This is a genomic window from Sphingobacterium sp. NPDC055346 (genome assembly GCF_053645235.1).
Genome location: NZ_JBSHMI010000002.1, coordinates 412044 through 438897, shown reverse-complemented (window position 1 = coordinate 438897; position 26854 = coordinate 412044). Strand labels below are relative to the sequence as shown.

26 protein-coding genes are annotated in these 26854 nt (G+C 39.3%); 12 read left to right on the top strand and 14 right to left on the bottom strand.

All coding sequences use genetic code 11. The annotated features are described in order from the left end of the window. Positions 1-77 precede the first annotated feature (77 nt). Positions 78-509 carry an SRPBCC family protein gene (locus ACWICE_RS06175; protein ID WP_185211953.1) on the bottom strand — a complete coding sequence of 144 codons (432 nt, stop codon included), beginning with the start codon at positions 507-509 and terminating at the stop codon, positions 78-80. A 286-nt stretch (positions 510-795) separates the two neighbouring features. Between ACWICE_RS06175 and ACWICE_RS06170 the strand changes: the two genes are divergently transcribed. The 3 genes from ACWICE_RS06170 (at position 796) to ACWICE_RS06160 (ending at position 2774) form a co-directional block, all read left to right on the top strand. Continuing rightward, positions 796-1920 (top strand): CofH family radical SAM protein, encoded by a 1125-nt coding sequence (locus ACWICE_RS06170; protein ID WP_454297877.1) that lies wholly within the window; start codon positions 796-798, stop codon positions 1918-1920. 8 nt (positions 1921-1928) lie between these two features. Next, positions 1929-2489, top strand: a complete 561-nt coding sequence (gene scpB / locus ACWICE_RS06165) for an SMC-Scp complex subunit ScpB (RefSeq protein WP_185211951.1) — start codon at positions 1929-1931, stop codon at positions 2487-2489. A gap of 120 nt (positions 2490-2609) precedes the next feature. Beyond that, positions 2610-2774 (top strand): hypothetical protein, encoded by a 165-nt coding sequence (locus ACWICE_RS06160; RefSeq protein ID WP_185211950.1) that lies wholly within the window; start codon positions 2610-2612, stop codon positions 2772-2774. Positions 2775-2977: 203 nt separating this feature from the next. Here the strand turns inward: ACWICE_RS06160 and ACWICE_RS06155 are convergent, their stop codons facing one another. The 7 genes from ACWICE_RS06155 to ACWICE_RS06125 form a co-directional block, all read right to left on the bottom strand. Then, the gene (locus ACWICE_RS06155; protein ID WP_454297876.1) at positions 2978-5272 is read right to left on the bottom strand and encodes a GH92 family glycosyl hydrolase; all 2295 of its coding nucleotides are present in this window, start codon (positions 5270-5272) and stop codon (positions 2978-2980) included. A 71-nt stretch (positions 5273-5343) separates the two neighbouring features. Beyond that, positions 5344-6318, bottom strand: coding sequence for an NAD(P)H-quinone oxidoreductase (locus ACWICE_RS06150; protein WP_454297875.1), 975 nt, complete (start codon positions 6316-6318; stop codon positions 5344-5346). Continuing rightward, positions 6319-9018: an outer membrane beta-barrel protein gene (locus ACWICE_RS06145; RefSeq protein WP_454297874.1), complete on the bottom strand. Its 2700-nt coding sequence runs from the start codon at positions 9016-9018 to the stop codon at positions 6319-6321. Between the two features lie 179 nt (positions 9019-9197). Continuing rightward, on the bottom strand, positions 9198-9725 hold the full coding sequence (locus tag ACWICE_RS06140) for a ferritin (RefSeq protein ID WP_185211946.1): 528 nt from the start codon (positions 9723-9725) through the stop codon (positions 9198-9200). Between the two features lie 168 nt (positions 9726-9893). Continuing rightward, positions 9894-10256, bottom strand: a complete 363-nt coding sequence (locus ACWICE_RS06135; RefSeq protein ID WP_185211945.1) for a DUF6686 family protein — start codon at positions 10254-10256, stop codon at positions 9894-9896. Positions 10257-10760: 504 nt separating this feature from the next. Then, positions 10761-11102 carry a ribosome hibernation-promoting factor, HPF/YfiA family gene (gene hpf, locus ACWICE_RS06130; RefSeq protein WP_185211943.1) on the bottom strand — a complete coding sequence of 114 codons (342 nt, stop codon included), beginning with the start codon at positions 11100-11102 and terminating at the stop codon, positions 10761-10763. 13 nt (positions 11103-11115) lie between these two features. After that, entirely contained in the window at positions 11116-11997 is an 882-nt protein-coding gene (locus ACWICE_RS06125; protein WP_185211942.1) for a tyrosine-type recombinase/integrase, read from the bottom strand. A 206-nt stretch (positions 11998-12203) separates the two neighbouring features. Between ACWICE_RS06125 and ACWICE_RS06120 the strand changes: the two genes are divergently transcribed. After that, a complete protein-coding gene (locus tag ACWICE_RS06120) occupies positions 12204-12407 on the top strand; it encodes a hypothetical protein (protein WP_454297873.1) in 204 nt (67 codons plus the stop codon). A 12-nt stretch (positions 12408-12419) separates the two neighbouring features. On the opposite strand, the gene fbaA is transcribed toward ACWICE_RS06120, so the two are convergent. Further along, complete coding sequence (gene fbaA, locus ACWICE_RS06115; RefSeq protein WP_454297872.1) at positions 12420-13499, bottom strand: class II fructose-bisphosphate aldolase; 1080 nt, start codon at positions 13497-13499, stop codon at positions 12420-12422. Positions 13500-13679: 180 nt separating this feature from the next. Between fbaA and ACWICE_RS06110 the strand changes: the two genes are divergently transcribed. From ACWICE_RS06110 to ACWICE_RS06095, 4 genes are all read left to right on the top strand, one after another. Beyond that, on the top strand, positions 13680-14024 hold the full coding sequence (locus tag ACWICE_RS06110; RefSeq protein ID WP_185211939.1) for an ArsC family reductase: 345 nt from the start codon (positions 13680-13682) through the stop codon (positions 14022-14024). A 6-nt stretch (positions 14025-14030) separates the two neighbouring features. Further along, on the top strand, positions 14031-15992 hold the full coding sequence (locus ACWICE_RS06105) for a M1 family metallopeptidase (RefSeq protein WP_185217891.1): 1962 nt from the start codon (positions 14031-14033) through the stop codon (positions 15990-15992). A 3-nt stretch (positions 15993-15995) separates the two neighbouring features. Further along, positions 15996-16700: a carboxypeptidase-like regulatory domain-containing protein gene (locus ACWICE_RS06100; RefSeq protein ID WP_254530037.1), complete on the top strand. Its 705-nt coding sequence runs from the start codon at positions 15996-15998 to the stop codon at positions 16698-16700. Positions 16701-16807: 107 nt separating this feature from the next. Then, positions 16808-17458 carry an NAD(P)-dependent oxidoreductase gene (locus ACWICE_RS06095; protein WP_313258092.1) on the top strand — a complete coding sequence of 217 codons (651 nt, stop codon included), beginning with the start codon at positions 16808-16810 and terminating at the stop codon, positions 17456-17458. Between the two features lie 10 nt (positions 17459-17468). On the opposite strand, the gene ACWICE_RS06090 is transcribed toward ACWICE_RS06095, so the two are convergent. Beyond that, positions 17469-18014 (bottom strand): DUF1543 domain-containing protein, encoded by a 546-nt coding sequence (locus tag ACWICE_RS06090; RefSeq protein ID WP_313258094.1) that lies wholly within the window; start codon positions 18012-18014, stop codon positions 17469-17471. Positions 18015-18065: 51 nt separating this feature from the next. On the opposite strand from ACWICE_RS06090, the gene ACWICE_RS06085 reads away from it, so the two are divergent. From ACWICE_RS06085 to ACWICE_RS06075, 3 genes are all read left to right on the top strand, one after another. Beyond that, the gene (locus ACWICE_RS06085) at positions 18066-18959 is read left to right on the top strand and encodes a serine hydrolase (RefSeq protein WP_454297871.1); all 894 of its coding nucleotides are present in this window, start codon (positions 18066-18068) and stop codon (positions 18957-18959) included. Between the two features lie 110 nt (positions 18960-19069). Beyond that, positions 19070-19504 (top strand): RrF2 family transcriptional regulator, encoded by a 435-nt coding sequence (locus ACWICE_RS06080; RefSeq protein ID WP_185211933.1) that lies wholly within the window; start codon positions 19070-19072, stop codon positions 19502-19504. Between the two features lie 47 nt (positions 19505-19551). Beyond that, positions 19552-19950 (top strand): group III truncated hemoglobin, encoded by a 399-nt coding sequence (locus tag ACWICE_RS06075; protein ID WP_185211932.1) that lies wholly within the window; start codon positions 19552-19554, stop codon positions 19948-19950. Positions 19951-20089: 139 nt separating this feature from the next. Here the strand turns inward: ACWICE_RS06075 and ACWICE_RS06070 are convergent, their stop codons facing one another. Further along, the gene (locus tag ACWICE_RS06070; protein WP_454297870.1) at positions 20090-20605 is read right to left on the bottom strand and encodes a thioredoxin family protein; all 516 of its coding nucleotides are present in this window, start codon (positions 20603-20605) and stop codon (positions 20090-20092) included. 83 nt (positions 20606-20688) lie between these two features. Between ACWICE_RS06070 and ACWICE_RS06065 the strand changes: the two genes are divergently transcribed. Continuing rightward, on the top strand, positions 20689-21147 hold the full coding sequence (locus ACWICE_RS06065; protein ID WP_185217885.1) for a hypothetical protein: 459 nt from the start codon (positions 20689-20691) through the stop codon (positions 21145-21147). On the opposite strand, the gene ACWICE_RS06060 is transcribed toward ACWICE_RS06065, so the two are convergent. From ACWICE_RS06060 to ACWICE_RS06050, 3 genes are all read right to left on the bottom strand, one after another. After that, positions 21144-21884 carry a sulfite exporter TauE/SafE family protein gene (locus ACWICE_RS06060; RefSeq protein WP_185211929.1) on the bottom strand — a complete coding sequence of 247 codons (741 nt, stop codon included), beginning with the start codon at positions 21882-21884 and terminating at the stop codon, positions 21144-21146. The genes ACWICE_RS06065 and ACWICE_RS06060 overlap by 4 nt on opposite strands. Positions 21885-22160: 276 nt before the next feature. Then, on the bottom strand, positions 22161-23627 hold the full coding sequence (locus ACWICE_RS06055) for an efflux transporter outer membrane subunit (RefSeq protein WP_185217884.1): 1467 nt from the start codon (positions 23625-23627) through the stop codon (positions 22161-22163). 7 nt (positions 23628-23634) lie between these two features. Further along, positions 23635-26793 (bottom strand): efflux RND transporter permease subunit, encoded by a 3159-nt coding sequence (locus ACWICE_RS06050; protein ID WP_185211927.1) that lies wholly within the window; start codon positions 26791-26793, stop codon positions 23635-23637. Between the last annotated feature and the right edge of the window lie 61 nt (positions 26794-26854).

The window sequence follows — 26854 nt, the reverse complement described above, 5'->3', positions numbered from 1 at the left end:
TGCTATTCTTCGCAGCAAGAATTCATTAATTAAGAAGTAGAAAAATGATATTCAAAGGGTTATGACAAAACCCTGTGTCACAATTTTTCGATAAATTTTGTTAGTGAATCACCCAAGATCCTTTCCCAACCCGACTCAAAACGTTCTTGGGAAAATTGTTCTCCGGCATCTCTGAAATGTTCCAAACCTTCATGGGTCAAATGCAAAGTGGTTGCTCCCCTCCTTGGAATAAACCTCCAAGTAATAACTGAATTCCCTTTTTTTTGCTTTGGATGGCGCCAAGTAAACTTAAATAGTTCCTCCGGTTTTACCTCCAAAACTTGGCATTGGTGAAAATCCTTTTCCTGCCTTTCAACCTTTGAAAACTCAAATTGGGCACCAACCTCCGTACTGAAATTAGGGATATCAAAGAACCAGTCCTTTAACTTTTGCTTATCGGTCATAGCCTGCCATAATGCAGCTGTAGAAATTGGGTATGTACGTTCAATATGGATAATGTCGTGGCTCATCAATGACCTCCTTTGTAGTGTACTTAAATATATGAATTTTCAACGCTACTTTATTATAAAACGGTAAACTGTAAGTAAAATAAATGTAAGCTTATTATTAAAACAACTAACTGATTTATAAGTTTTTGTATTCCAAAATTTATTCTAAAAATTAATTTGATTACCTGAACAAGCACTTATCTTCAAGCAACAAATTGATTAGGTGTTATTTAGGTTAATTTTAATCCATTTCAATTCTATTTTACATCTTCCGATTTCATAAAAAGCTCCGTATCTTTGTTATTACATGAATGTAAACAAACTGTTAGAACGTGCCTTGAACTTTGACTTCTTGACAAAAGAAGAAGGCATTTTCTTATATAAAGAAGCGGCAACCGCAGACCTTGCTTTTGTAGCCAACGAACTGCGTAAGATTCAAGTTCCCCATGGTAAGGTAACTTGGCAGATTGACAGGAACGTGAATACGACCAACGTATGTATCGCTAACTGCAAATTCTGTAATTTCTTCAGACGCCCGGGCCATGAAGAAAGTTACATTACGGACATTGAAACCTATAAGCAGAAAATCGAAGAAACGTTCCGCTATGGTGGTGATCAATTACTGTTGCAAGGTGGACATCACCCTGATCTAGGATTGAGTTTCTACACCAACCTATTCAAACAATTAAAAGAACTTTACCCAGCCCTGAAGCTGCACTCCTTAGGCCCTCCCGAAATTGCCCACGTTGCAAAATTGGAAGGCATGAGCCATCTTGAAGTCCTGACGGCCATGAAAGAGGCCGGTCTTGACTCCTTGCCAGGTGCTGGTGCAGAAATATTGAATGACCGCGTACGCAGATTAATCTCTAAAGGTAAATGTGGCGGCCAGGAATGGTTGGATGTCATGCGTGCAGCCCATAAAATCAACTTGCCAACTTCAGCAACCATGATGTTCGGTCATATTGAGACCATCGAAGAACGCTTTGAGCATTTGGTATGGATCCGTGAGGTACAAAGCGAAAAACCTGCCGATGCCTATGGATTCATCGCATTTATCCCTTGGCCATTCCAGGATGACGGAACCTTATTGAAACGCCTTCGGGGCATCACCAATGATGTAACGGCAGATGAATACATCAGGATGATCGCCCTAAGCAGAATTATGCTCCCTAACGTCAAGAATATCCAAGCTTCTTGGTTAACCGTCGGAAAGCAGACTGCACAAATCTGTCTTCATTCCGGTGCTAACGATTTTGGATCCATCATGATTGAAGAGAATGTAGTTTCCGCTGCTGGTGCTCCCCACAGGTTCACTTCAAAATCCATTCAGGATGCAATCATTGAAGCTGGATTTGAACCTCAACTAAGGACGCAGACCTATAAGTTCAGGGATTTACCAGAACAGATGGAAGAACAGGTTATTAATTATTAAGCATCGTTTTGAAAGATATTATATTAAATATTGAAGCTATCATCTTTGCATCTTCCGAAGGTATAAGCCAGAAAGACCTGCGTGAAATTTTACAGGAAGCCTTGGCCATTGAGATCAGTAAAGTGGAATTAGCAGAGTTTATTGGAAAACTTAAGGCTAAGTATGAATCCGAAGATTATCCCTTGGCATTGGTTTCCATTAATGATCAATTGCAGTTCTTGACAAAACCGGCCTACCACGATGCGATCAATCAGCTTCAAATCCATAAAGAAAGAAAAAAACTGAGCCAATCAGCACTAGAAACCTTGGCAATCATCGCCTATAGGCAGCCGATTACCAAATTGGAAGTAGAACAGATTCGCGGTGTGAACTGTGATTATTCCATTCAAAGGCTTTTGGATAAAGGCTTGATACAGATTGCAGGAAAGGCGAACAGCATTGGAAAGCCCCTGCTATATGCGACCAGCGGCGAGTTCATGAACCACTTTGGGCTATCCAGCACCAAGGATCTCCCTCAGCTTAAAGATATTGTAGCTGAAGAGAACAGTATCGGTGAAATCGTCGATTAAATCATTATAAGGTAGGATAAAATTTGTTTTAATTATTTTTAAAAAAAATTTATCAATTGAATTTTCTTCTATAATTTTACATAACAAAAGAAAAATATCATAATAAACAACATGGCTACAATGCAAGCAATTGAAACAGATGTAAAGGTTGATGAAAGAGTGCTCAACTTCAACGGTCCTGATGACGATGATGATGACTTTGATGACGATGATGAATTCGGATTAGACGATATCGATTCGATCGGCGGCTACGATGATTTTGATGACGATGATGAAGATTTTTAATCTTCACTAGCCAAAAAGCAATTAATTTACCAGAATACATCTAGTAAAGGAACATGTGCGCGCCCTAAGGTATGGGGTAAGATAAAACGAATTTTTATGGGCTTGAATTGATTTCAAGCCTTTTTTAATCTCTCCAACCTATTAACCTAAAAAAAGCTCCAAGACTAATCTTGGAGCTTTTTTTTCACTAGGTATTGATCAGTCTATTGATCGTCCTTACTGATGGAGTAAGGAAGGTCAGCTTTATTGATCCCTCTTTTCTTATTAGGCTCTGCACCCATGTCAAACTGCAGATTAGCACCTTTCAACAATTCACTATGATTGATATAGTTCTTTGTATAGTTCTTGCCATTCCATTTCATGTTCTGGATATAACGGTTCTGGTCAGAGTTGTTCTTAGACTCGATATTCACGGTCTTGCCATTGCTTAAATGCAAAGTGACCTTATCAAATACTGGCGATCCTAGCACGTATTCATCGGTAGCAGGAGTTACTGGATAGAAGCCTATGGCTGAAAACACATACCAAGCTGAAGTCTGGCCGTTATCCTCGTCACCACAGTATCCATCAGGATTTGGCGAATACATTCTGTTCATCGTTTCCCTGATCCAATACTGAGCCTTCCAAGGAGCTCCCACATGATTGTATAAGTAGATCATATGTTGGATAGGCTGATTACCATGCGCATATTGACCCATATTGGCAATCTGCATTTCACGGATCTCATGGATTGGGAAGCCATAATAGCTATCATCAAAAATTGGAGGTAAGGTAAATACAGAATCCAATTTGATTTCCATTGCCTTATGTCCACCTAACAATTTCGAAAACCCTTCAACGTCCTGGAATACGGACCAGCTGTAATGCCAACTGTTACCTTCTGTAAAAGCATCTCCCCATTTGAATGGATTGAATGGTGTAGACCATGATCCATCCTTATTCTTACCGCGCATCAAGCCTGATGATGGGTCAAATAACTTCTGATAGTTATAAGCTCTCTTTTTGTAGAAATCTTTATCGGAATCTTTGTTCAATGATTTTGCTAATTGATAGATAGCAAAGTCATCATAAGAGTATTCTAGAGAACGGGCAGCATTTTCGTTAATTTTCACATCATACGGCACATAACCCAATTCATTATAGTATTCGGCACCTGCTCTACCTACGGCTGTTATTGGCCCTGCATTGTTGGCACCTTTTAATACCGCCTCATACAAGGTCTCAATATCTTTAGATCTAACCCCTTTGATGTACGCATCAGCTACTACAGAAGCAGAATTGTTACCGACCATGATATTTCTATATCCAGGACTCGCCCATTCAGGCAACCAACCACCTTCACGGTAGGCGTTTGCCAAGCCTTCCTGCATCTTTTCATTGATCTCTGGGTACATCAAGTTCAGGAATGGAAACAATGCCCTGAACGTATCCCAAAATCCGGTATCAGTAAACATATAGCCTGGTAGCACTTTCCCATTATATGGAGAATAGTGAACCACCTCGCCCTGTGCATTGATCTCATAGAACATCCTTGGGAACAATAACGATCGGTACAGGGAAGAATAGAACGTACGCATCTGGTCAATGTTTCCACCTTCTATTTCAATCTTTCCTAATTCCTTATTCCAGATATCCTCTCCTTTTTTAACCTGTTCGTCAAATGTTACACCATCTAACTCCTTCAAGTTCTGAACCGCCTGTTCAGGACTAATAAAAGAAGAGGCAGCTTTCATCAACACTTGTTCACCTGCATTCGCATTCTGGAACCCTACAATAGCGCCCACGTGGTCTGCTTTTACCATATACCGGCCATCAGTCAAAACTGAATCAGCGAAAGTTGAAACATTCGCAAATGGCTTATCAAAGGTCATCACGAAATAATTCTTGAAGTTCTCAGGAACTCCACCGCTGTTCTTCGTACTATAACCAACGATTTTGTTCTCCTTAGGAATAACTTCTACGTAAGAACCCTTATCAAAAGCATCGATCAATACAAAAGCTGAATCTGTTTTTGGAAAAGTAAACCTAAAATATGAAGCACGTTCTGTCGGAGTTAGCTCCACCTTCGTATCATAGTCAGCAAGGTATACTGAATAGTAATGTGGTCTTGCAACCTCGGCCTTATGCGAAAAGTAACTCGCACGTTTGTCCTGATCGAAAGTCTTATTATCGACCATCGCCATAATGGAAAATTGACCATAATCGTTCATCCAAGGTGATGGCTGATGGGTCTGTTTTATTCCACGCAATTTCTCTGCGGTATAGGTGTACATCCATCCATCGCCCATCTTTCCGGTTTGGGGACTCCAAAAGTTCATCCCCCATGGCAGGGCTATCGCTGGATAAGTATTACCGCTGGATAAAAAATAAGTAGATTGTGTACCCACCAAGGTGCTCACCAAATCGATCGGTTTCTCAACCTTCCCAACTTTTTGAGCAAATCCTGATAAGACAGTCGTACCTATCAATAAAGCTGTAGTAATAAATTTTAAGTTCATTTTGTGAAAAATAGGTTTTATCAATTTCTAAATATAGGAAAATAATTGACAAAGCCAATCGCTAAAAGTATTTAGCTATCCATTCTAAGCACTATTTTCCCATACTGTTCTGGACTCTCAAAATAGCGATGTGCCTCAATTACCTCCTCAAAGGGAAAGATTTTAGTTAGCAGTGGTCTGATCTCCCCTTTTTCTAAAAGAGGTAAAATATTTGTTTCAATTTCTTTTGTCAACTCTCCTTTGAAAGAAAGGTCTCGCCCTCTCAATGTCGAACCCGTCACCGTGATCCGTTTTTGCATCAGCTTCAGAAGATTCAATTCCACTTTTCCGCCTTCCATGGCATTGATCTGTACCAACCTTCCATCTTCATGCAGCAATGCGATATGCTTGTTGAAATATACCCCACCTATACTGTCCAATATTACATCCAGACCTTCCGGCTTGAGGACATCAACAAAATCTTCAGTCTTATAATTAATGGCTTTATCAGCACCAAGGTCCAAAGCTACCTTTCTTTTTTCTTCTGACCCTACGGTACAATAGACTATGGCACCAAATTGCTTACAAATCTGAATTGCCGTGGTCCCAATGCCTCCTGTTCCTCCATGGATCAGTACCCGCTCACCCCTCTTTAATCGCCCCCTTTGAAAGACATTATGCCAAACAGTATAAACCGTCTCCGGAATACAAGCTGCCTCCTCAAAACTCAAGTTTTTGGGCTTTGGCAAACATGCTCTTTCTGATACGCAAGCTTGGGTCGCATAACCTACACCTGGCAACAGAGCCATCACTTCATCCCCAACCTTAAATCTGTGCACCTCTGGTCCAATGGAGCTAACGATACCGGAAACTTCCAAACCTGGAATTTCTTGGATGACATGCGCTGGAGCTGGATAATGCCCCTTTCTTTGAAAGACATCTGGACGGTTGATTCCAGCAGCCTTGACCTCAATCACTAGCTCATCCCCAGTCGGTGTTAAATCTTCCCTTTCTTCAATTTGAAAAACCTCAGGCCCTCCAAATGTTGTCATTACTGCTGCTCTCATTTATTTATTCGGATAAGTTTGCAAACGTAGGTTAAAGGTCAACATAAAGTATCGCCCCAACCTATTGTTCCTAGATTCAAATACATCGTTACCAACATATGAAGTCATTACCCCCACATTCTTGTTCTGGTCCATGATATCATTACATTGTAACCTAATTAATGCTGCTTTGTTTTTCAAAAAGCTATATTCTAGGTAGGTATTGATAATAGTTGGATTTACATCACTCAATTCGCTCACATAACCATTATAAAACTTTTGCGACATCTCAGCACCTAAAACAAAATTCTCCGAAAGATAACCTCTACCTGCCAAACTCAACAAAAAGGAATGGGCAGCAATCTTATTTTTATAGGGAAGCTCGTAAACAGCACGGTTCAGGAAATAATTGGTATTGAAAACCGATTCAAAATATTCATTCGGCAAGTACCTAAACTGCACATTTTGGTTAAATAACACCTGTTGCGTCGTACTCTTCCTATCGTTGATATAGGACAGGTTATTATAATAATCTACATTTCCTGAAAGTCCTAAGTTCAGCTCATCCGAAAAAATAGGCGAATTAAACTCATAATACCACTTGATATCGTAATAGCCATCGGTATTCTCGAAAGTAGTTTCCTGAATGGTTTCATTGGATAATGATTTCTTTGCTGTTACGATCTTATTCGCAATAAAGGTATAGGCAAAATCGGTCTGGAAATACTGTCCACGGGTCGGCACGAACTTCCTTAATGTGGTAGAAAACTGATTGGAAAATTCAGCTTTCAATGAAGGGTTACCGATAATAATGTTCCTTGAATTCGAGTTGTCCCTTACTGGCGAGATATGTAAAAAAGTCGGTTGTACGTTTCTTCCCAAATAGGCCAATTTGATTTCCAGGTCATTGCTGAATTTATAACGGATGGTGGTAGAGGGTACCAGGTTCACGTTATTATATTTATAGATCGTGGTATCACCTCGCACCCTTCCGGATAGATTGACAGGTTGTACCGAAAAACCCATATTGACCCTAAATTTCTTGTTAGGTTCATATTGATAGTTCAATCCTGTTTTAAAGCTCCTAAACTGATAGGCATAGTCCATGGCCAAGGAATCAACAAATTCCCCACCTAGGTAATAGGGATCCCGCACGGTACGAACAGCTTCAATATTATTGATGTCCATTTCATGGAATATCTCCAATAAACTATGTTCATAGAAAGGCTCCACATATGATAACGAACTCTTTACTCCTGCAACATCATTTCTTGCATCCACCAGTTGCCGCTGTCGATAACTCGTCATCGTAGGAATGGTTCCAGTAGAATCAAAACTTTCATAGTATTCCGATACCACATCATCCTTGGTCAATGATTGATAATTTAATTTCAGATCACCAACGAGCTTTCTTCCCGGCTTGTGAAAGTATTTGGAATAGAGAACTGAAATATCAGCCGAAGGCTTACTATTGATGGTCGTATCCTGTCTCTCACCTATATCATGCAATCTTCGGTTGGTCAAATCCGTCGTTCTATGGTTATAGAAATACTCCCGATTATAGGCAACTTTTGGATTGATCTTTAATACATCGTTATTTTTGAACTTGGCATTCATCTCCAAATTCAAGGTATGCAAGTTATCATAGGAACGGCTTTGGTACTTCTCGAAACGGTGGATCTTATAGCCTGCATATGAAGAGGTCAACAAAGAATTTCCTTCCGTTAGGTTAAACTTACTTTGATAGGAATATCCTCCATTCAAGGTAATATTATCGCCTAGGTTATCGGTAAAAGAAATCCCTAGCGACCCTAATTTGTTCAAACCATCATTAGGGTCTGAAAAGTCTCCTACCTCAGAAAGGTCCGTATTCCTACCTCCAGCTCCATCTGGCGAACCGAAAAGGAATAGACTGGTATTCGTATTGTTCAAGGAACCAATAATGGACATTTCCTGACCATCATTGAATTTATTGATACCTAAACTACCGATAAATCGGTCCCGTGTACCCGCACCAATCGTTCCCTGCCCAAAGGTAATCCGCTTCTTATCTTCCTCTAGGATAATATTGATGATCTTTTCCGGATCTGATGTCTTAATACCTTTTGCCATAGAGAGATCGCCATAGTCATTGATGACTTCAACCTGTTTTACAAACTCCGAAGGGAGGTTTCGCGTAGCAGTCAGCAGGTCACCACCAAAGAATTTCTTGCCATCCACTCGTACTCCCCGAATCAATTGACCATTATAATATGTTGTACCATCACGCAGGACCTGAAAACCTGGCAATTGCTTGATGGCCTCTTCAAGAAGTGAATGTTCAGGAAAAGAAAATGCGGACATATTGAATTGGATCGTATCCCCGCGATCCACGACAGGGATGACTTTTACTACCCTAACCTCGGGAATTAATGTGGACTGTGGGTATAGTACAACTCGCGGTACGAAAATCTTATTGATGAATACTGTAGTAGGAATACTCTTGTTTACGATCTGGTATCCCAACATACTATAGGAAATATTGAGGTTTTTCCCTTTGACATTCCTGAATTGGTAGAAGCCATTTGCATCAGTGGTAGTGCTCATGGTATCGATATTGCTAACTAACCTTACCGATGCATCTTTCATCCCCAGCCCCGTACTGTCAACTACCACACCTTCTACATTTTTCAAGGCTTCTTGAGCATGGAGCTCATGAAATCCTAAAAATGTTAGAAGCAAAATAAGTATACCTAAACAGTAATTTCTCACAAAGCTATAGACTAAATTGGCAATCTAAAAATTCACTAAATAACTATAAACTGAAATTTACTATTAAAACGTATAAACTGAAAATAATTGTATAAAAAAAAGGGGCTAAAATGTGATTTTAGCCCCTTTTTTTTACTTTTTAAAGAATTTTATTCTCCATCGAAAGTTACTTTCACTAAATGACGGTCAATTTCCCAACGTCCAGTACCTTCTTCGCCGATTACGTCGAATAGTTCTAGGATGCGTCTGGCAATGTATTCTTCCTCTACTTGCTCTTCTAGGAACCATTGAATGAAGTTGAATGTTACAAAATCTTTTGCTTTGAAACATTTGTCAGCGATCTTGTTAAATTGTTCCGTTACGAACATCTCTTGCTCCAATGTTTGCTCGAATACACCTCTGAAAGATTCAAAATCAACTGGTACATTCGTGATTTCAGGTGAAATAGAACGTCCACCGCGGTCGCTGATGTATTTGAAGATCTTTAGCATGTGAGTACGCTCTTCATCTGATTGTTTAGCAAAGAAATCTGCTGCATTGTCCAAGCCTTGATCATCACACCATGCTGACATTGCCAAATACAATGCTGATGAGTGTGCTTCTACTTTAACTTGTTCATTCAATATGTTTTCAATCTCCTCTGAGATAGATGTTTTTAATTTCAATAAATCTTTCATAATATATTTTCCTTTTTATGTAATAACAAGAAACCTTATGTCGATTTCCTTAACACAAAGATAAAGCTAAACGAAAGAAATTGTAGGAAAAATATGTAATACAAATTCAGTCTAAATTAGCCATAATATTAGCTAAGCTATTTAGAATCAGTATAATTATAAAGAATATTAAATAGCAATCAAGGCTTTGGCCTGTAGGCAGGCTTTGATTTCGCTATTCAGCTCGATCATAAATTTCGCACCAGAAAGTACAGCCTTTAATTTAATGATGTCTTGCACAGATAAAACAAAGATACTATCGGTCCTGAAGGGCATAATGATCTCAAAATCAAATGCTCTAGCCGAATTGCTCAGCATCATTTCCAGATCAATGGCATCTACCCTCTTCTTAAAAGCAAAAAAGTCCCTAACCCTAAAAGCAGTTGTAGACCCTTGAAAATCTAACCAATAACAGTTCCTACGGCTACATTGGTATACAGCCCCATCCTCAGTTTGGAAAATCTCTTCAAAATTTGCTAATGGACAAATCATGTGCTCTCTTTTAATTTGGAACAAATCTAAATATTGTTAAGAATTATTCCAAATTAAAATAGACATATTGTTTAGTTTAGACTAACAGATATAAGACATAAGACAACAGAATTTTCAAAGTTGGAAAACTATCTTGTTCTTCTATCCAGAACCTGAGCTCTGCCAAAGGGCATCCTGGCTCAAAACCAGATCTTGGTCCATCCTCCTATCCCATTCCCTGAGCTACGCGAAGGGCATCCTGGCTCAACATAGCGTACAGTTCCTGCACCTTCGGTGCAGAATGACAGCGTCCTTTAAAAAAAGAGTCTACAGATTCTTCACTGATCGTTCAGAATAGCAGTGTGCTAACAAAACTTCCTGCGGAACCTTAAATCTTTACCCATCCACCCATCTATCCCTGCTATACCCCCAGAACGGTCTGATGTCTGATGTCTATTGTCTAATGTCTAAAAACACGAAAAGGCTCCCTCATCAGGAGCCTTTTCGTGTTTTTAAATATTGTAGTTAAAATTCTTCTTCTTGATTTAATACTTCTTTGTGATTACTCAGATTAGTTCTTGTTTTGGTTTTGTGTTTGTTGATCTGTCGTCTAATAGATTCAATTGCAATATCCGTTGCTTCCTCGAAACTTTTAGCTTGTGCTTTGGCAAACAATTGATTGCCGGGAACATTAAATTTAAGTTCTACTATTTTGTTGGCTTCATCTTCTACGTTTTCCAGTCGCAAATAACATACACCTTCGATGATGTTATCCAAGAACTGATTTAGTTTTTCCGCTTTCTTCTTAATGAACTCGATTAGCTTACTGTCAGCATTAAATTTAATAGATTGCACTGTAATGTTCATTTTTCCTCCTTTTTTAAGCTTTTGGATGAGCTTGTTTATAAATTGATTTTAAACGTTCTGCCGAATTATGGGTATACACTTGTGTTGCCGATAACCCAGCATGACCTAATAATTCCTTGATTGCATTTAAATCTGCGCCGTTGTCCAACAGGGCGGTTGCAAAGCTGTGCCGCAATACGTGCGGACTCCTTTTCTTTTGGGAAGTGATCGTACTTAAGTATTTCTTGACAATTCGATATATCAGTTTAGGATAAGCTTCCTTCCCTTCTTTGCTAACGATCAATTCTGTTGATTTGTTTTGAAAATCTTTTGCTTTTTTCAAATCCAAATACTTCCTCAATTCGTTGGCCAATGTTTGGTGTATGGGAACAAAACGCTCCTTGCTCCTTTTTCCGAATATAAGTATTTTTTTATTATAAAAATCAATATCCTGCTCCTTTATTTTTAACAATTCCGCCAAACGAATACCGGTTCCGAACAAGAGTTCCAAAACGATGAAATCACGGATTTGCTCAAAATCCTCAGACGATGAATTCATATGGTCCAATAACTTGATCATCTTTTCTTTCTCGACGACTACGGGTAGTTTCTTGGCTGTTTTCAAGGATTTGATCAAGGCAATCGGATTCTGCTTGACCAGACCTTCGCGCATTAAAAATTTATAGAATGATTTCAATGAAGATATCGCCCGATTCACCGAAGTGGCCTCCTTGCCCTGCTCCTTTAAATTAGAAAAATAATACCTCAAAAATCGATAGTCAATTTCCTCAAAGGGCATGGACTCGACTTCCAAAAATTGGAACAGCCCATCTATTTCACGCTCATAAGCAATGATCGTATGTTCAGAATACCGCTTCTCAAATTTTAAATAATTTATAAATCGATCCTTATACATTCTTATTTGCTTCTTATTGTAATATTAAGGATTATATAGCATAAAACATGTGATAAAGGACAATTTTACATTTGACTTACTTCACAATTTCTTAACCCCTCTTATAAGGTATTCCTATTAATATATACGAGTTTAAACTTAGCTTAGTATGCTGATACCGGAATTGTTTTCAACAGATTCAGATTTTCCATGATAAGGAGAATAAAATGGCCAAAAGACCTTTTTACCCTCCAACATTCCGAGAGAAATCTACTTACTTCGCATCGGGTATTATTCGAGGCATATTCGAGAAATCCTTTACCCAATTCGGCGTTCTCGAATATGCCTCGAATGAGGTCAGGATTAAAGCCGATACCTGGACAAAAAAAGAGAGCTTTCCGCAATGGAAAGCTCCCTTATTATACTTGTAATTCGATTAAGAATTAAATTTTATCTGTAGCATTTACAGCGTTCAATTCAGCAAAAGCTTGTTCCAAACGCTCAACGAAAGCTTCCTCACCTTTACGCAACCAAACACGAGGGTCGTAATATTTCTTGTTTGGAGAATCAGCACCTTCTGGGTTACCGATCTGCGCCTGTAGGAAATCGTGGTTTTTAGCTTCGTATTTTCTTACACCGTCCCAGAAAGCCCATTGCATATCTGTATCGATGTTCATTTTGATAGCACCATAGGAAATTGCTTCTACGATTTCTTCAGGAGAAGAACCAGAACCACCATGGAATACAAAATTAACTGGTTTTTCAGCCGTTAAGTTGAATTTCTCACGGATGTATTCTTGAGAGTTATGTAAGATAACAGGTTGTAACTTCACGTTTCCTGGCTTATAAACACCATGTACATTACCAAATGCAGCAGCTACCGTGAATTTATCAGAAACTTTAGAAAGCTCTTCAAAAGCATAAGCAACCTCTTCTGGTTGAGTATATAGTTTTGAGCTATCAACGTCAGAGTTATCCACTCCGTCCTCTTCACCACCAGTAACGCCTAATTCAATTTCGATAGTCATACCAAGTGGTTTCATGCGCTCTAGATATTTTTTAGAGATTTCGATGTTCTCTTCCAAAGGCTCCTCAGAAAGGTCCAACATATGAGATGAAAACAATGGCTTGCCATGTTGAGCAAAGAATTTCTCGCCAGCGTCCAACAATCCATCAATCCAAGGCAATAATTTTTTGGCAGCATGGTCAGTGTGCAAAATAACGGCAACACCATAATGCTCTGCTAATAAATGTACGTGTTGAGCAGCTGAAACAGCTCCTAGAATACATGCTTGTAAATTATCATTATTCAGGGATTTTCCAGCGTAGAACTGTGCTCCACCGTTTGACAATTGAATGATCACAGGTGAATTAACTTTCTTAGCCGTTTCCATAACAGCATTGATAGAATCTGTACCGATAATGTTTACTGCAGGTAATGCAAATTTATGCTCTTTTGCTTTTTCAAAAAGCTCTTGAACTTGATCTCCAGTTAAAACTCCTTTGAAATCTTTTAGGCTCATAGTATATTTTCTAAATTTTATTAATACCAATAAAGATAAAGTTTTTTTGTGAGTTCAAAGAATATAGTGTAAAAAATACACTATGAACTTTTTAGGCATCCTCCATACCCTCCTTCCGTAGCTATTAAAGATTTTATTAATATCTTTAGCTGAATATAACTTTCTAATATTATAATAGCTATGCTTCAGGTCTACGGAATTAAAAATTGTAATACAGTAAAAAAGGCAATAGATTGGTTAAATGAGAACCATAAAGAGTATGTTTTTCACGACTATAAGAAAGAACCGGCAACCTTAAACAAACTTGAAGAATGGGAAAAAGAAGTTTCTTGGGAACAATTAGTGAATAAAAAAGGAACAACCTGGAGAAAGCTGAGCCCTGAAGAACAGGCTGCCGTTAAGGATGCAAAGAGTGCAAATTCAGTCCTTCTTGGTAACAATAGTATGATAAAAAGACCCTTGATCGAAAGTCCAAAGGGTATTTTATTAGGTTTTGATGAAGACGAATACAAATCTAAATTATAAACACGCATGAATAAATCTATTATTAAGATATCCTTAGGCCTCCTATTGGCCCAAGCTGGTATTTTACAAAGCAGTTTTGCACAAAAAGTCGAGAGTAAATACGATTACAAAGAGGCTTTTAAACCTGGTTTTTATACACAGAATGGAAATGTTTATCGTTCTGCTTCGGGGAAACCAGGCCAACTTTATTGGCAGAATGCGGCAAGTTATGATATCAAAGTAAGCTTGGACGATAAGACCCATGAGGTAAAAGGAACCGTAAAAATCCATTATACAAATAATAGCCCCGACCAATTGGATTTCATCTGGTTGCAATTGGAACAAAACCTGTTCAATCAAAAATCCATCGGTCAAGCCGTGGTCCCATTGACAAACAGTCGCTATGGTGACGCAGGATCCGATTTCAATGGTGGATATACGATTTCCAATGTTTCAGGCGGTGGTAAGGCTGATGTAAAGTATAGCATCGACGATACCCGCATGCGAATCGACCTTCCTACTCCATTGGCAGCTAACGGCGGAAAAACAGAAATCAGCATGGATTTCTCCTATATCGTCCCTCAGTATGGCGCTGACCGTACCGGTATCCTTCCTACGGAAAACGGAGATATTTATGCTATTGCACAATGGTACCCTAAAGTATCTGTTTATGATGACGTAACTGGCTGGAATACTTTACCATACTCTGGTCCAGGTGAGTTTTACCTTGAATATGGAGATTTCAATGTGGAGGTAACTGCTCCTGCAAACCACATCGTTGTACTTGGTGGTGAATTATTGAACCCACAAGAGGTATGGACCAAAGAACAGCTGGAAAGATACAACAAAGCAAAATCAAGTGATAAAACCGTCATTATCCGTTCTCAAGATGAAGTGACGAATAAAAATTCTAGGCCAAACAAAAGCACATTGACCTGGAAATATAGATTGGAAAATGCAAGAGATGTAGCTTGGGCTTCCTCTAAGGCATTTATCATCGATGGAGCACAGATTAACCTCCAAGATGGCAAAAAAGCACTGGCGCTATCTGCTTATCCAAAAGAGAGCAATGGTGGAAATGCATGGGAAAGATCTACAGAATATACCAAAGCTTCCATAGAATATTATTCAAAGAAATGGCATAATTACCCTTATCCAGTTGCCGTGAATGTAGCATCCAATGTTGGGGGTATGGAATATCCTGCAATTGTGTTCTGTGGTAGCAAAGCTAAAGCAGGAAGCCTTTGGGGAGTAACTGACCATGAATTTGGCCATATTTGGTTCCCAATGATCGTAGGTTCGAATGAACGCCTATATGCTTGGATGGATGAAGGTTTCAACACTTTTATCAATGACCTTTCCACAGAGGCCTTCAACAACGGCGAATATTTCCGCAGGATGGGCGATAGAAATGCCATGGCGAAAGCGTTAATGCATCCAAACCTAGAGCCAATTTTCACCAGTCCACAGGGCATGAAAGAAAGAAACATTGGCTTATTGGCTTATTATAAACCGGGATTTGCCCTTAGGATCTTGAGAGATGAGGTTTTAGGTCCTGAAAGATTTGACGCTGCCTTCAGAAAATACATCGACTATTGGGCTTACAAACACCCGACACCAAATGATTTCTTCCGTACCATTGAAAATGAAACCGGAGAAAATTTAAATTGGTTCTGGAGAGGTTGGTTCTTGAACAATTGGTCTTTAGATCAAGCGATTAGCGATGTAAGCTACGTAGATTTAGATCCAGCTAAAGGTTCCGTGATCACGATCGAAAACCTTCAAAAAATGGCGATGCCCGTTGTGGTTGAAGCAACAACAGCAAGTGGTAAAAAAGTGAGAAAGAAATTACCAGTTGAAGTTTGGGAAAGAAATACCTCTTGGAAGTTTGTTTTAGATACTACCGAGAAGCTTACTAGCGTTAAAATAGATCCAGACAATGTTTATCCGGATATCAATCCAGAGAACAATAACTGGACATCAAAATAATATATGAAGATTCACAAAAATTTATTGCTATTGGTTATGTTGCTTTTGGGCAACATAACTATTTCATTTGCACAAGAGATCAAAGGAATAGTATATGATCTGGAAACCAGCAAGAAATTGCCTGATGTACTGATCAAGAACCTGCGAACAAACGATCAAGTAAAGACCGACCTACAGGGGAATTTTACAATCCCTGGAAAGATGAGTGATTATTTAAGTCTAACCGCCCAAGGTTATGACCGAGATACTGCATTTATCTATCAGGAAGGAATTACCCGTATCTATTTAGTAAACGACAAAAGCACCATTACGATTGATGAAGTTGTTGTTTCTAAGATTACGGATAGCCGATTGACCAGAGAAATCGAAAGGGCCAAGAACAACAGTAAAGCTGTTGAAACCAGCACAACCCGTGGAGGTTTAAGGATATCCCCTTCCCGATTATTTGGCAAAGAAGCTAAACAGGCAAGGGCATCGATAGATATCTTGGAAATAGAGCGAGAACAACGAAATGTAGACCGCGTGTTTACAAACGATGTCATCCTTTCACTGATTCCAATGGAGCGACAAGACCTTCTGTTGTTCAAAGATGGCTATAGGCCTTCCTATGAGTTTATCAAGCAAGCTTCACCAGAAGATCTAAAAGCTTATATCTTGGATTCCTATGCTAAATTCAAGAAAAATAAGGTTGAGCCAATAAAGCAATAAGTTTTTTGGAATAAACATTTTATACAATAATTTGTATTAATAACAGGTTAGTCAAACTTTGAGAGAAGTTTGCTAACCTGTTTTTTATTGAATAAAATAGGACAGATATGAAAGTAGCATTGATCGGAGCAACAGGGTTTGTTGGCTCCCATATATTGGAAGAATTGGTACACAGAAACATGGAAGTGACAGCGATCGCTCGGGATGTAGAAAACCTCAAAAATAAACCTCATGTCCTAGCGGTACAAATGGACGTGATGCATGACACTAGCCTTGGCAGTGCATTAAATGGCAATGATGTAGTAATCTCGGCGTTTAATGCAGGCTGGACTAATCCTGAGATCTATGATGATTACCTAGAAGGATCCAGACATATTCTAAAAGAATTAAAGGAGACCGGAATAAAACGTTTCATTGTCATTGGAGGTGCAGGAAGCCTCTTGGATGAAAATGACAATAGGCTTGTGGATGACCCTAATTTTCCAAAGGAGATTAAACCTGGTGCCCTGGCAGCAGCGGATTTTTATGAGGTTATCCAACGGGAAGAAGAATTGGATTGGACCTTTATCAGTCCAGCCATTGAGATGAATCCAAGTAAAAAGGGAAAAAGAACTGGAAAATATAGGACTGGAACAGACCATCCTGTTTTTGATCATGATGGTCATTCCAATATCTCCGTGGAAGATTTGGCCGTAGCTGTGGTAGATGAAGTTGAAAACAATAAATTCATCAAAAAGAGATTTACAGCCGGCTATTGAGAGTGTACCTCTAGCCCACTAGCTTACTGATCTTTAAATAACCTACTTCAAGTATATCTTCAGATGTATCGGTCGTCGCCTGTATGCTGATATGATATTGGGCTTTGAATTTGGGGTTTAACAAGTCAGACACTTCATAGATATCATCTACATCGATCCCATATTTATCATCGATGTGGGATGATTCATGATGTTTCCAAAAAACGGTATCCTTGGCAACCCTGGTCGCTTCAGCTAAATCATCTGCCACCACCAATTGCTTGTAATGATATTCCTCCATGTCATTGGGTTTGTATCCTCCTAAATTGACAAAAAATAACTTCTTGAAATTACCGTCCGTTTGCGGTCCCTTCTCTACGATTTGGATTTTATTACCAGTAACCTTGCTTACCTTTCTCCAGGAATCGATATGCATCCTACCTTCTAGAGCTGGCCAAAACTCATTCATAGCTGGCACTAAATCTTTCAATTCATCAGCAATTCCAAAGAAAACATCATGCTGTTCAGTAAACCTTCCTTCAGGCTTTCCGCCAATTACGACCATAAATAATTCCATAGTATTTTATTATTCCTTAAATTCGAGGTTCAACTAATTTAATTCTAATCCATGAAAAAACTATTCAGTCTGTGCATTATATTTTTATCAATTATCTGTCAAGCCCATGCTCAGAAGATCGACAAAAAGCTGACCGAGAAAATCAATCAAGCTATTGCGGGTTTCGAGGGGGACCTAGGGATTTATGTTAAACACCTGAAGCAAAACAAGATAGTTAACATCAATGCTGACAGCACCTTCCCTACAGCAAGTGTAGTAAAGGTTCCGATACTGGTAGGTGTTTTTCAAAAAATTCAAGACGGGGATTTAAGCTTAGACCAGAAGTTTATATACCGAGATTCCCGGGCTTATGGAGGTTCTGGACTCATGCAATTTTTCAAGGACAGTACCGAAACTGACCTAGCCACCTTGATTGGATTAATGTTAAGCTATAGCGATAATGTAACTTCCATTTGGTGTCAGGAATTGGCAGGTGGAGGTCAAAGCATCAATCCTATTTTGGACCAGTTAGGCCTTAAAAACACAAAGGTCAATTCGAGGACTCCCGGACGTGAAGAAATTTGGAAGAAGTATGGTTGGGGACAAACTACGCCAAGGGAAATGGCAACATTATATGAAATGATCCGAAAGGGTAAAGTGATCTCTCCTGCACATTCAGATAAGATGTATCGGTTCTTAAAGAACCAATTCTATAATGAAAGGGCACTATCCCAGTTTCCTGCTGAAGTCAGCTGGATCGGAAAGACAGGATCTTTGGATGAAGTGCGTTCTGAGGTCGTCTTGGTGAATGCGCCACATGGTGATTTTGTTTTCTCCTTCTTCAGCAATAACAACAAAGATAGAAGTTGGACAAAAAACAATGAGGCCGAGGTCCTGACGAGAAAAATTGCCAATATCATCTGGAATCATTATGAAAAGGACTTCACTCCTTTTCCAGCTGATTAGAAGGTATTACAATCTGTACATTATCAAATAATTGTAATAACGGCGGTTATTTAAGACAAAATACTCTTTAATAAAAAATACTGCTTATCTTTGAACTTTAGGTATTGATTATGTTTTCAAAAGCTTGTGAACACGGAATTAAGGCAATCATCTATATTGCCACGCAATCATTAGAAGGAAACCGCGTAAAGATTACGGCGGTAGCTGAGCATACTGGTACGCCAGAAGCCTTTACGGCAAAGGTTTTAGGGCTATTGACCAAGCATCAGATCCTACATTCGATTAAAGGACCATTCGGAGGATTTGAGATGGACCATAATCAGATACATAATATCAGTCTATCGCAAATTGTGAAAGCGGTAGACGGAGATCAGATCTTCATGGGCTGTGGATTAGGTTTGAAAGAATGTAATGCTTTAAAACCTTGTCCTATGCACAATAGTTTTGTGAAGATCAGGACCGATTTAAAGAATATGTTGGAAAAAACTACGGTCTATGAATTGGCTGTAGGCATTATTTCCGGTGAAAGTATCTTAATGAGGTAATGCAGTTTTGGAGGCCAATAGGCCTAAGATGTTAAAGGAATTTAAGCATGGAAAGCATTAAACATGATATTCGGAATATAGAGGATATCAAAGTCTTGGTCAATACATTTTACGACCAAATAAGGGAGAATGAGTTGTTGGGACCGATCTTTAATGGAATCATTCAAGATCGATGGCCGGAACACCTAGAAAAAATGTACCGTTTCTGGCAAACCGTTCTTTTGGAAGAGCACACCTATTATGGAAGTCCATTTCCACCTCATGCAAAGATGCCAGTAGAAAAGAAACATTTCGACCAATGGGTTGGCATGTTTTCTAAGACTGTGGACAGTTTATATGAAGGTGAGAAGGCAGAAAGGGCAAAATGGCAAGGTGCTAGAATGGCTGAAATGTTTCAATATAAAATTGAATACTATCAGCAGAACAATTTAAAGCCACTAATTTAAATCAAAACCATATAACAACTATTTAGATAGGAATTTCCATCTTGTAGCAATGCAAGACGAGAAGTTGTTACGCCTAAAAAAGGCAAAAAAAAAGAGCTATAATTTAAAATTATAGCTCTTTTTACTTTAGTCTAATATTTTATTTCTTCGGAAGCCATTCACTGAAGAATGCCATTACTTTGTTTTCATCATAGCCTTTTCCTGACTCTAGACTACCACTTTCTCGTGTGAAAAGGACTTTGCCATTGCTGTCCATAACGATAAAAAATGGAAAGCCATATTCCTCTCCTTTACCAGCTGCGTATTTATTAAATATCACTTCATTTTTATTTTCAGGAGAATAATTCAGGTGGTAATACACAAAGTTATCCTGGAGCAGATTGGCTATTTTGCTGTTTTGATGAATAAAATTATTGAACCGCAGACACCAAATACACCAGTTACCGCCAGCTTGAATGATAATATTCTTGTTTTCTTTTTTAGCCAATGCAACTAAACTATCAATATCTTTTTGAGCATCCGCCTCAGGATGATAAGGTTTTGCTAAGGAATCCAATTCTGGATTTACTTTTTTGGTTTGGGCAAAACTCTGTGTTTGGAATGCTGTAAGTAGCATCACTAGGCTAAATCCTAATATTAAAGTCAATTTCTTCATGTAAATATATTTTCCAATGTAAAAACGACACGAATTTAATTATTCGTATGTAATTTTAGCATCATTTTACTTATTCATTATCTGTGTACCATTATCTTCTAATCCTTCACTCCTATTTCCGTTGGCTGGTTTTATTTGCGCTCCTATTTCAAATCGCCTGGATATTTATCAACCATAGAAATAACAAGATCTTTAGTTTGAAGGATTATCAGATCTTACTTAGATTGACCACGATCTATAATATACAATTTCTGATTGGCTGGATTTTATACTTGAACAGCCCCATCGTTACGGCCTTTTGGAATGATATTTCAGTAGGAGTAAAAACTCGTCAACTTAGATTCTTCGGTTTGGAGCATATGTCAATGATGACTTTGGCGGTATTCATGATCAATATCGTGAACAACCTAGTAAAGAAAAAGATTGGCAGCAATGGTTTTACTTATTTATGGAAAAGATACATATGGATCAGTCTAATCATTTTAAGTTCCATTCCTTGGTCATTTTCTCCTTTTACTAACCGTCCTAACTTTAGATTTTAAGATCCTGAGGCTTTGGTGAAATAGTTGATAAACTGAAATACCGAAGTTAAGATGACTACCCCTAAGACAATGTATTTGAAGACCCTTTCTGATGTATGTTTCAAGATTACTTTACCCAAATAACTTCCCAAAATACTCACAAGGATCAGAAAAGGAATCAGCTTGATATATTCTGAAGGAAAATAGCCTTGGGATACATATACGACAGCCCTACTGAAATCGACACCAAGATCTATCAAGGCAGAAGTGGCAATAAAGATGTCTTTGGGCAGATTGAAGGCCGCGAGAGTAATTCCCCTGATGGCTCCGCCAGTCCCAACAAGACCCGCAAAAAATCCGGATATCACCCCACCTAAATATAAGTTCTGATTGGTCTGTTTCAAGGGTTTATCAAATCGGAAAAGAAGGAATACGGCAAGGCTGGCAATTAACAGGTTCATTCCCAATTCCATTTCCTTGACAGGAACATATTTGGTCAACATAGCTCCGATTATCACAAATAATACAGCGGGAATGCCTAGTTTCAGTGCTATATCTTTATTGATACCTTTCCGGAATAAAGTGATCTTGGAAAGGTTACTGAATACATGGAAAACAGCAGTAATCCCCAATACGGCTTTAAAATCAAAGAACAAGGAAGCGGTCGGAACGAATAAAATGGACGAGCCAAACCCAGACACTGTGCCAATAATCTCTGTGATCAGTGCTAAAACCAAGAAAATAAAATACCTCTCCATCTGAAGAATATTCGGTTAACAGTTAATAATGTTTTTCATGCAATAAATTGCTGGTCGGTATTCAAATATACTATTTAGCAGGTAGAATTTAGGTTATTGAGCTGAATTGGAGTGTTGAAAATCGGTAAGGAATTAATTTTTCGGTTAAAAAGCAAATGGGTGGGAATCTCATCGAAACCCAACCCATTTTTTTGGTGTTCTTTGCTTTTAATCGGAAAGCTAAGAACGATGGAAATGTATCATAATGATACTGTGAAGCTTGTTTAATAGGTGGTTTTATCTCCAGCCACCGCCTAAGGACCTATAAAGGTCAACATAGGATTCCAGGTGTTCTTGACGCAATTCAACCAAAGCCAAATCTGAATCAAGTGCATTACCTTGTGCAGTGATCACCTCCAAGTAGGTAGCATAACCACCTTTGAACAACAATCCTGCATTTTTTACTGCTTTTTCGGAGTTCTCGACTCTTAATCTTGCAAATTCTAATTGTTCTCTTAATTTCTCTACGGTCACTACGGCATCTGAAACCTCTGAAACAGCTTCTAATACCGTTTTTTGGAAATCTATTTCAGCCTTGTCTCTTTCAATTTTTGCAACTTCCCACTCGGTCTTTAATTTTCTGTTCTTAAAGATTGGAGCAGTCAAACTACCTCCAATTCCACCTAATAGGGAACCTGGAATGGAAAACCAGTTCTTTGGCAAACTAGAGTTGACTCCAAATACCCCTTCAAGAGATAAGCTTGGATAACGCATGGCTTGTTGGATATTTGCATTGGCATTAGCGGCAATCAAACCTAACTCCGCGCCCCTCACATCAGGTCTATTCCGGATGATCTCAAGCGGAGAGCCTAAAGAAATATCTTTGTTTTCAGCAAATAAGTGCTCAAAACTGGTCCCTCTAGATACAGAATCTGGCATCTCACCAATCAAAATCCTCAATGCATTTTCCTGAAGGACGATTTCTTTCTCCAATTCAGGCACCAAGGAGGCCGCGATCAATCGCTGGGACTCGGTTTGTTGGATAGCTAATGCTGTAATTTCACCTGCATCATATTGCAATTTGATCATCTGAAGGGTGCTATCGTTCAGTTGCACATTTCGCTTAGCAACTTCGATTTTGGCGTCTAACATCAATAAGTTAAAATAGCCTTTGGCAACACTAGCGATCAAATTGGTCTGGATGGCATTCTTCGCCTCCTGTGTATTCAGGTATTCTGCAACCAATTGGTCTTTGGCATTGCTGATCTTGCCCCAGATATCAATCTCCCAACTGAAGCCTATTTCTGTACCAAATTGGGAAGTATAAGTAAACATGTTCTCAGGAGCTTTTTTACCATTGAACTCATACCATCTGGTTGATGGACCAGAACCAAAGTGCTTGGATCTGTACTGTTTATTGACCCCGGCAATGGTTGCATCCACTTCTGGGAGATAATTAAACCTGTTCTGGCGCATCCATTTGTTAGCAATCTCAATGTTTTTCAATGCTGTTTGCATATCATAGTTATTGCTCAATGCAGAATCAATCAAATCTTTTAGGGTAGGATCATGGAAAAATTCTTTCCAAGAAATCTCGCTGATACTCGAAGTATCACCAAAATATGCCAGGGTATCGCCCCTAAATTTTTCAGGCATGTTTAAATCGGGTTGCTGGTATTTCTGCCCTACCTTACAGCCTTGCACCATAAAGAATGCAGCACAAAGACAACCGATTAAAACTCTAAATATTATTTTCTTATTCATTGATGATCTATTCTTCTTCTTCCGTTTTAATTTTATTACGAACCTTTTCGTCCAGGGATTTGAAAACAACAAATAGCACTGGGATAATGAAAATACCAAAGGTTACTCCGAACAACATACCGCCGGCGGCACTGAAACTGATGGAATGGTTACCGATAGCTGATGGACCAACAGTCCACATCAATGGGATCAAACCTGCTACGAATGCCAAACTGGTCATTAGGATAGGTCTTAACCTTAACCTTGCACCATTGATAGCGGCATCCACTATACTCATTCCCTTGTCTCTTTCCTGCACGGCAAACTCGACGATAAGGATGGCATTTTTCGCCAGCAAACCAATCAACATGATCAAACCGACCTGCACATAGATATTATTTTGAAGTCCTGCCAGACCAATCGTTGCATAAACTCCGATCAGACCTACTGGAATGGATAGCAATACCGCCCAAGGGAGGATATAGCTTTCATATTGCGCAGCCAATAAAAAGTACACAAACAGGATACTCAATGCGAAGATGAGGATGGTCTGTGAACCGGACTGACTTTCTTCTAAACTCATACCGGTCCATTCATAACCGATATTTCCCGGCAACTTATCTTGAGAGAATTTCTCAATGGCCTCCATGGCATCACCTGTACTGTAGCCCTTAGCTGGCTCAGCATTGACAACGATCGCATTGTACAAGTTATAACGCGTAATGGTTTCAGGTCCAACGATCTTTTTCAATGTGACTATGGTATTGATAGGCACCATTTTTCCTTCAGTATTCCTTACGAAAATAGAACTAAAGGATTCCGGATCGGTACGGAAATCAAAATCTGACTGTACATACACACGGTACTGTCTACCAAATCGGCTAAAGTCTGAGGCCTGTACCCTTGCGAAGTATAAACGGATGGTCGACATCAAACTATTGATACTAACACCCAATGATTTAGCCTTAACTACATCAATATTGACTTCATATTGCGGGAAGGTTGATTTAAAACTGGTATAGGCATTTCCTATCTCCGGTAATTCATTCAGTTGATTGATAAAGGTATCAGCCAAGACGTTGAAATCTCGGATATCACCTCCTAACCTATCCTGTAGAACCAGCTCGATACCGGCGAAGTCACCAAAACCTTGAACGGTTGGTCTTGGGAATACCGTAAATTTAGCTTCATGAAGTTGGGAAAGATCATTCCTGACCGTATCCATAAAGTCTTGGATATTCTTGATATACTTACGATCAGCATGCGGAACTAATGTAATATAGCCAGCAGCAAATGCGGGACTGGAACTCGCATCCAGGGCATTATAACCTGAAACGGAAGTCATTCCTTCGATATCCTTATGCCTCCTTAAGATACTATCAGCTTTCTTGAGAACTTCTGTCGTTCTGGCCAAGGAAGCACCAGCAGGCATGGCAATATTAAAGGTCACGAATCCATCATCCTCAGTCGGGATAAACGACTTTGGTGATTTCATCATCAAAAATGCTCCGATAGCCGTAATTACAGCTAAACCAGCCCATGCTACCTTTTGATTTTTGATCAACTTCTTAACGCCAATGATATATTTATCAGTGAACCTATCGAATGAGGTATTAAAGGCCGTAAAGAACCTGTCTTTATAAGTATTGAATTTATTTTTCTTCTTACCGATTTCCTTTTCATCTTGAGGTGCCTTAAGAAGCAATGCACATAATGCAGGGCTTAAGGTCAAAGCGTTCAAGGCGGAAATCAAAATGGCCGTAGCCAAGGTATAGGCAAACTGTCGATAGAATATACCGGCCGGTCCCTCCATAAACCCTACAGGTAAGAATACTGCCGCCATAACCATCGTAATGGAAAGGATGGCTCCAGTAATCTCCGACATGGTCGATAAAGTCGCCTGTCGCGGTTTTTGTCCCGTGGCATGCATTTTATGGTGGATGGCCTCGACGACGACAATGGCATCATCGACCACAATACCAATGGCGAGGACGAGTGCAAACATCGTCAGTACATTCAGCGAGAAGCCAAAGAGCTGCAAGAAAAAGAAGGTACCGATGAGGGATACAGGAATCGCAATGGCAGGTATCAAGGTAGATCTGAAATCTTGCAAGAAGATAAATACGATGATAAATACCAAGATAAACGCCTCGAAAAGGGTATGTTTTACCTGATCGATGGATTGGTCAATCTGGTCACGCACGGAATAGGTGATGTCATAGTCAATTCCTTTCGGGAAGTATTTCCTTTGTTCCTCTAATACCTTGCGCACCTCCACATCAATATCATGGGCATTGGAACCACTTGTCTGAGTTAAGTTAAGCGTCAAACCTGGTTTCCCGTCAACCTTGTTATCAGAGTTTAAGTTGGTAGCACCAAACTCGACCCGGGCAACATCTTTCAGGTATAGAACGGAACCATCATTATTGGTTTTGATGACAATATTCTGGAATTCTTCCGGTTGACTAAATCGTCCTTTGTGTTTAATAACGGTTTCAAAGGCCTCATCAGATGTTTCACCAAATTTACCAGGTGCAATCTCAAAGTTTTGATCCTTAATGGCATCCGATATATCTTTCGGCACCAGATTGTACAGGGCTAATTTCTCGGGATTTAACCAAACACGCATGGCGTAATCCCTAGCTCCTAACCTGGAAACCTGGGCTACCCCATCAACACGAAGCAATGGGCGCATTAAGTTAATCTGGGCAAATGCCTGTAGGAATGTTTCATCATAGACCGAATCTTTCTGGTTAGAGAAGATATTGATGGTCATGATAACCCCACTTTGCCGTGGCATCGTGGTGATACCAGCTTCGTTTACTTCCGCTGGAATGGAAGATATAGCTTTTGAGATCCTCGTTTGAACGTTTACTGAGGCCACATCAGGGTTGGTACCGGTTTTAAAATATACGGTTACCGAACCAGATCCTGAGTTGGAAGCAGTTGACCGGATATAAGTCATGTTCTCTACCCCATTGATTGCTTCTTCAATAGGCAATAGAACGGAGCTGGCTACAGTTTCAGCAGTTGCACCGGGATAACTCAAGGAAACAACCACACTTGGCGGAGCGATTTCAGGGAAACGCGTTACTGGAAGTAACTTCATCCCAACCAATCCCAAAATAACCAAGATAATAGATACAACAGTAGCTAAAACGGGACGACTTACGAATGTTTTAAGCATATAGCAATATTAGGGTTTAGCTATCCTAAGCCCTTCCTGCATGCGCAATGGAAAGGTCAGA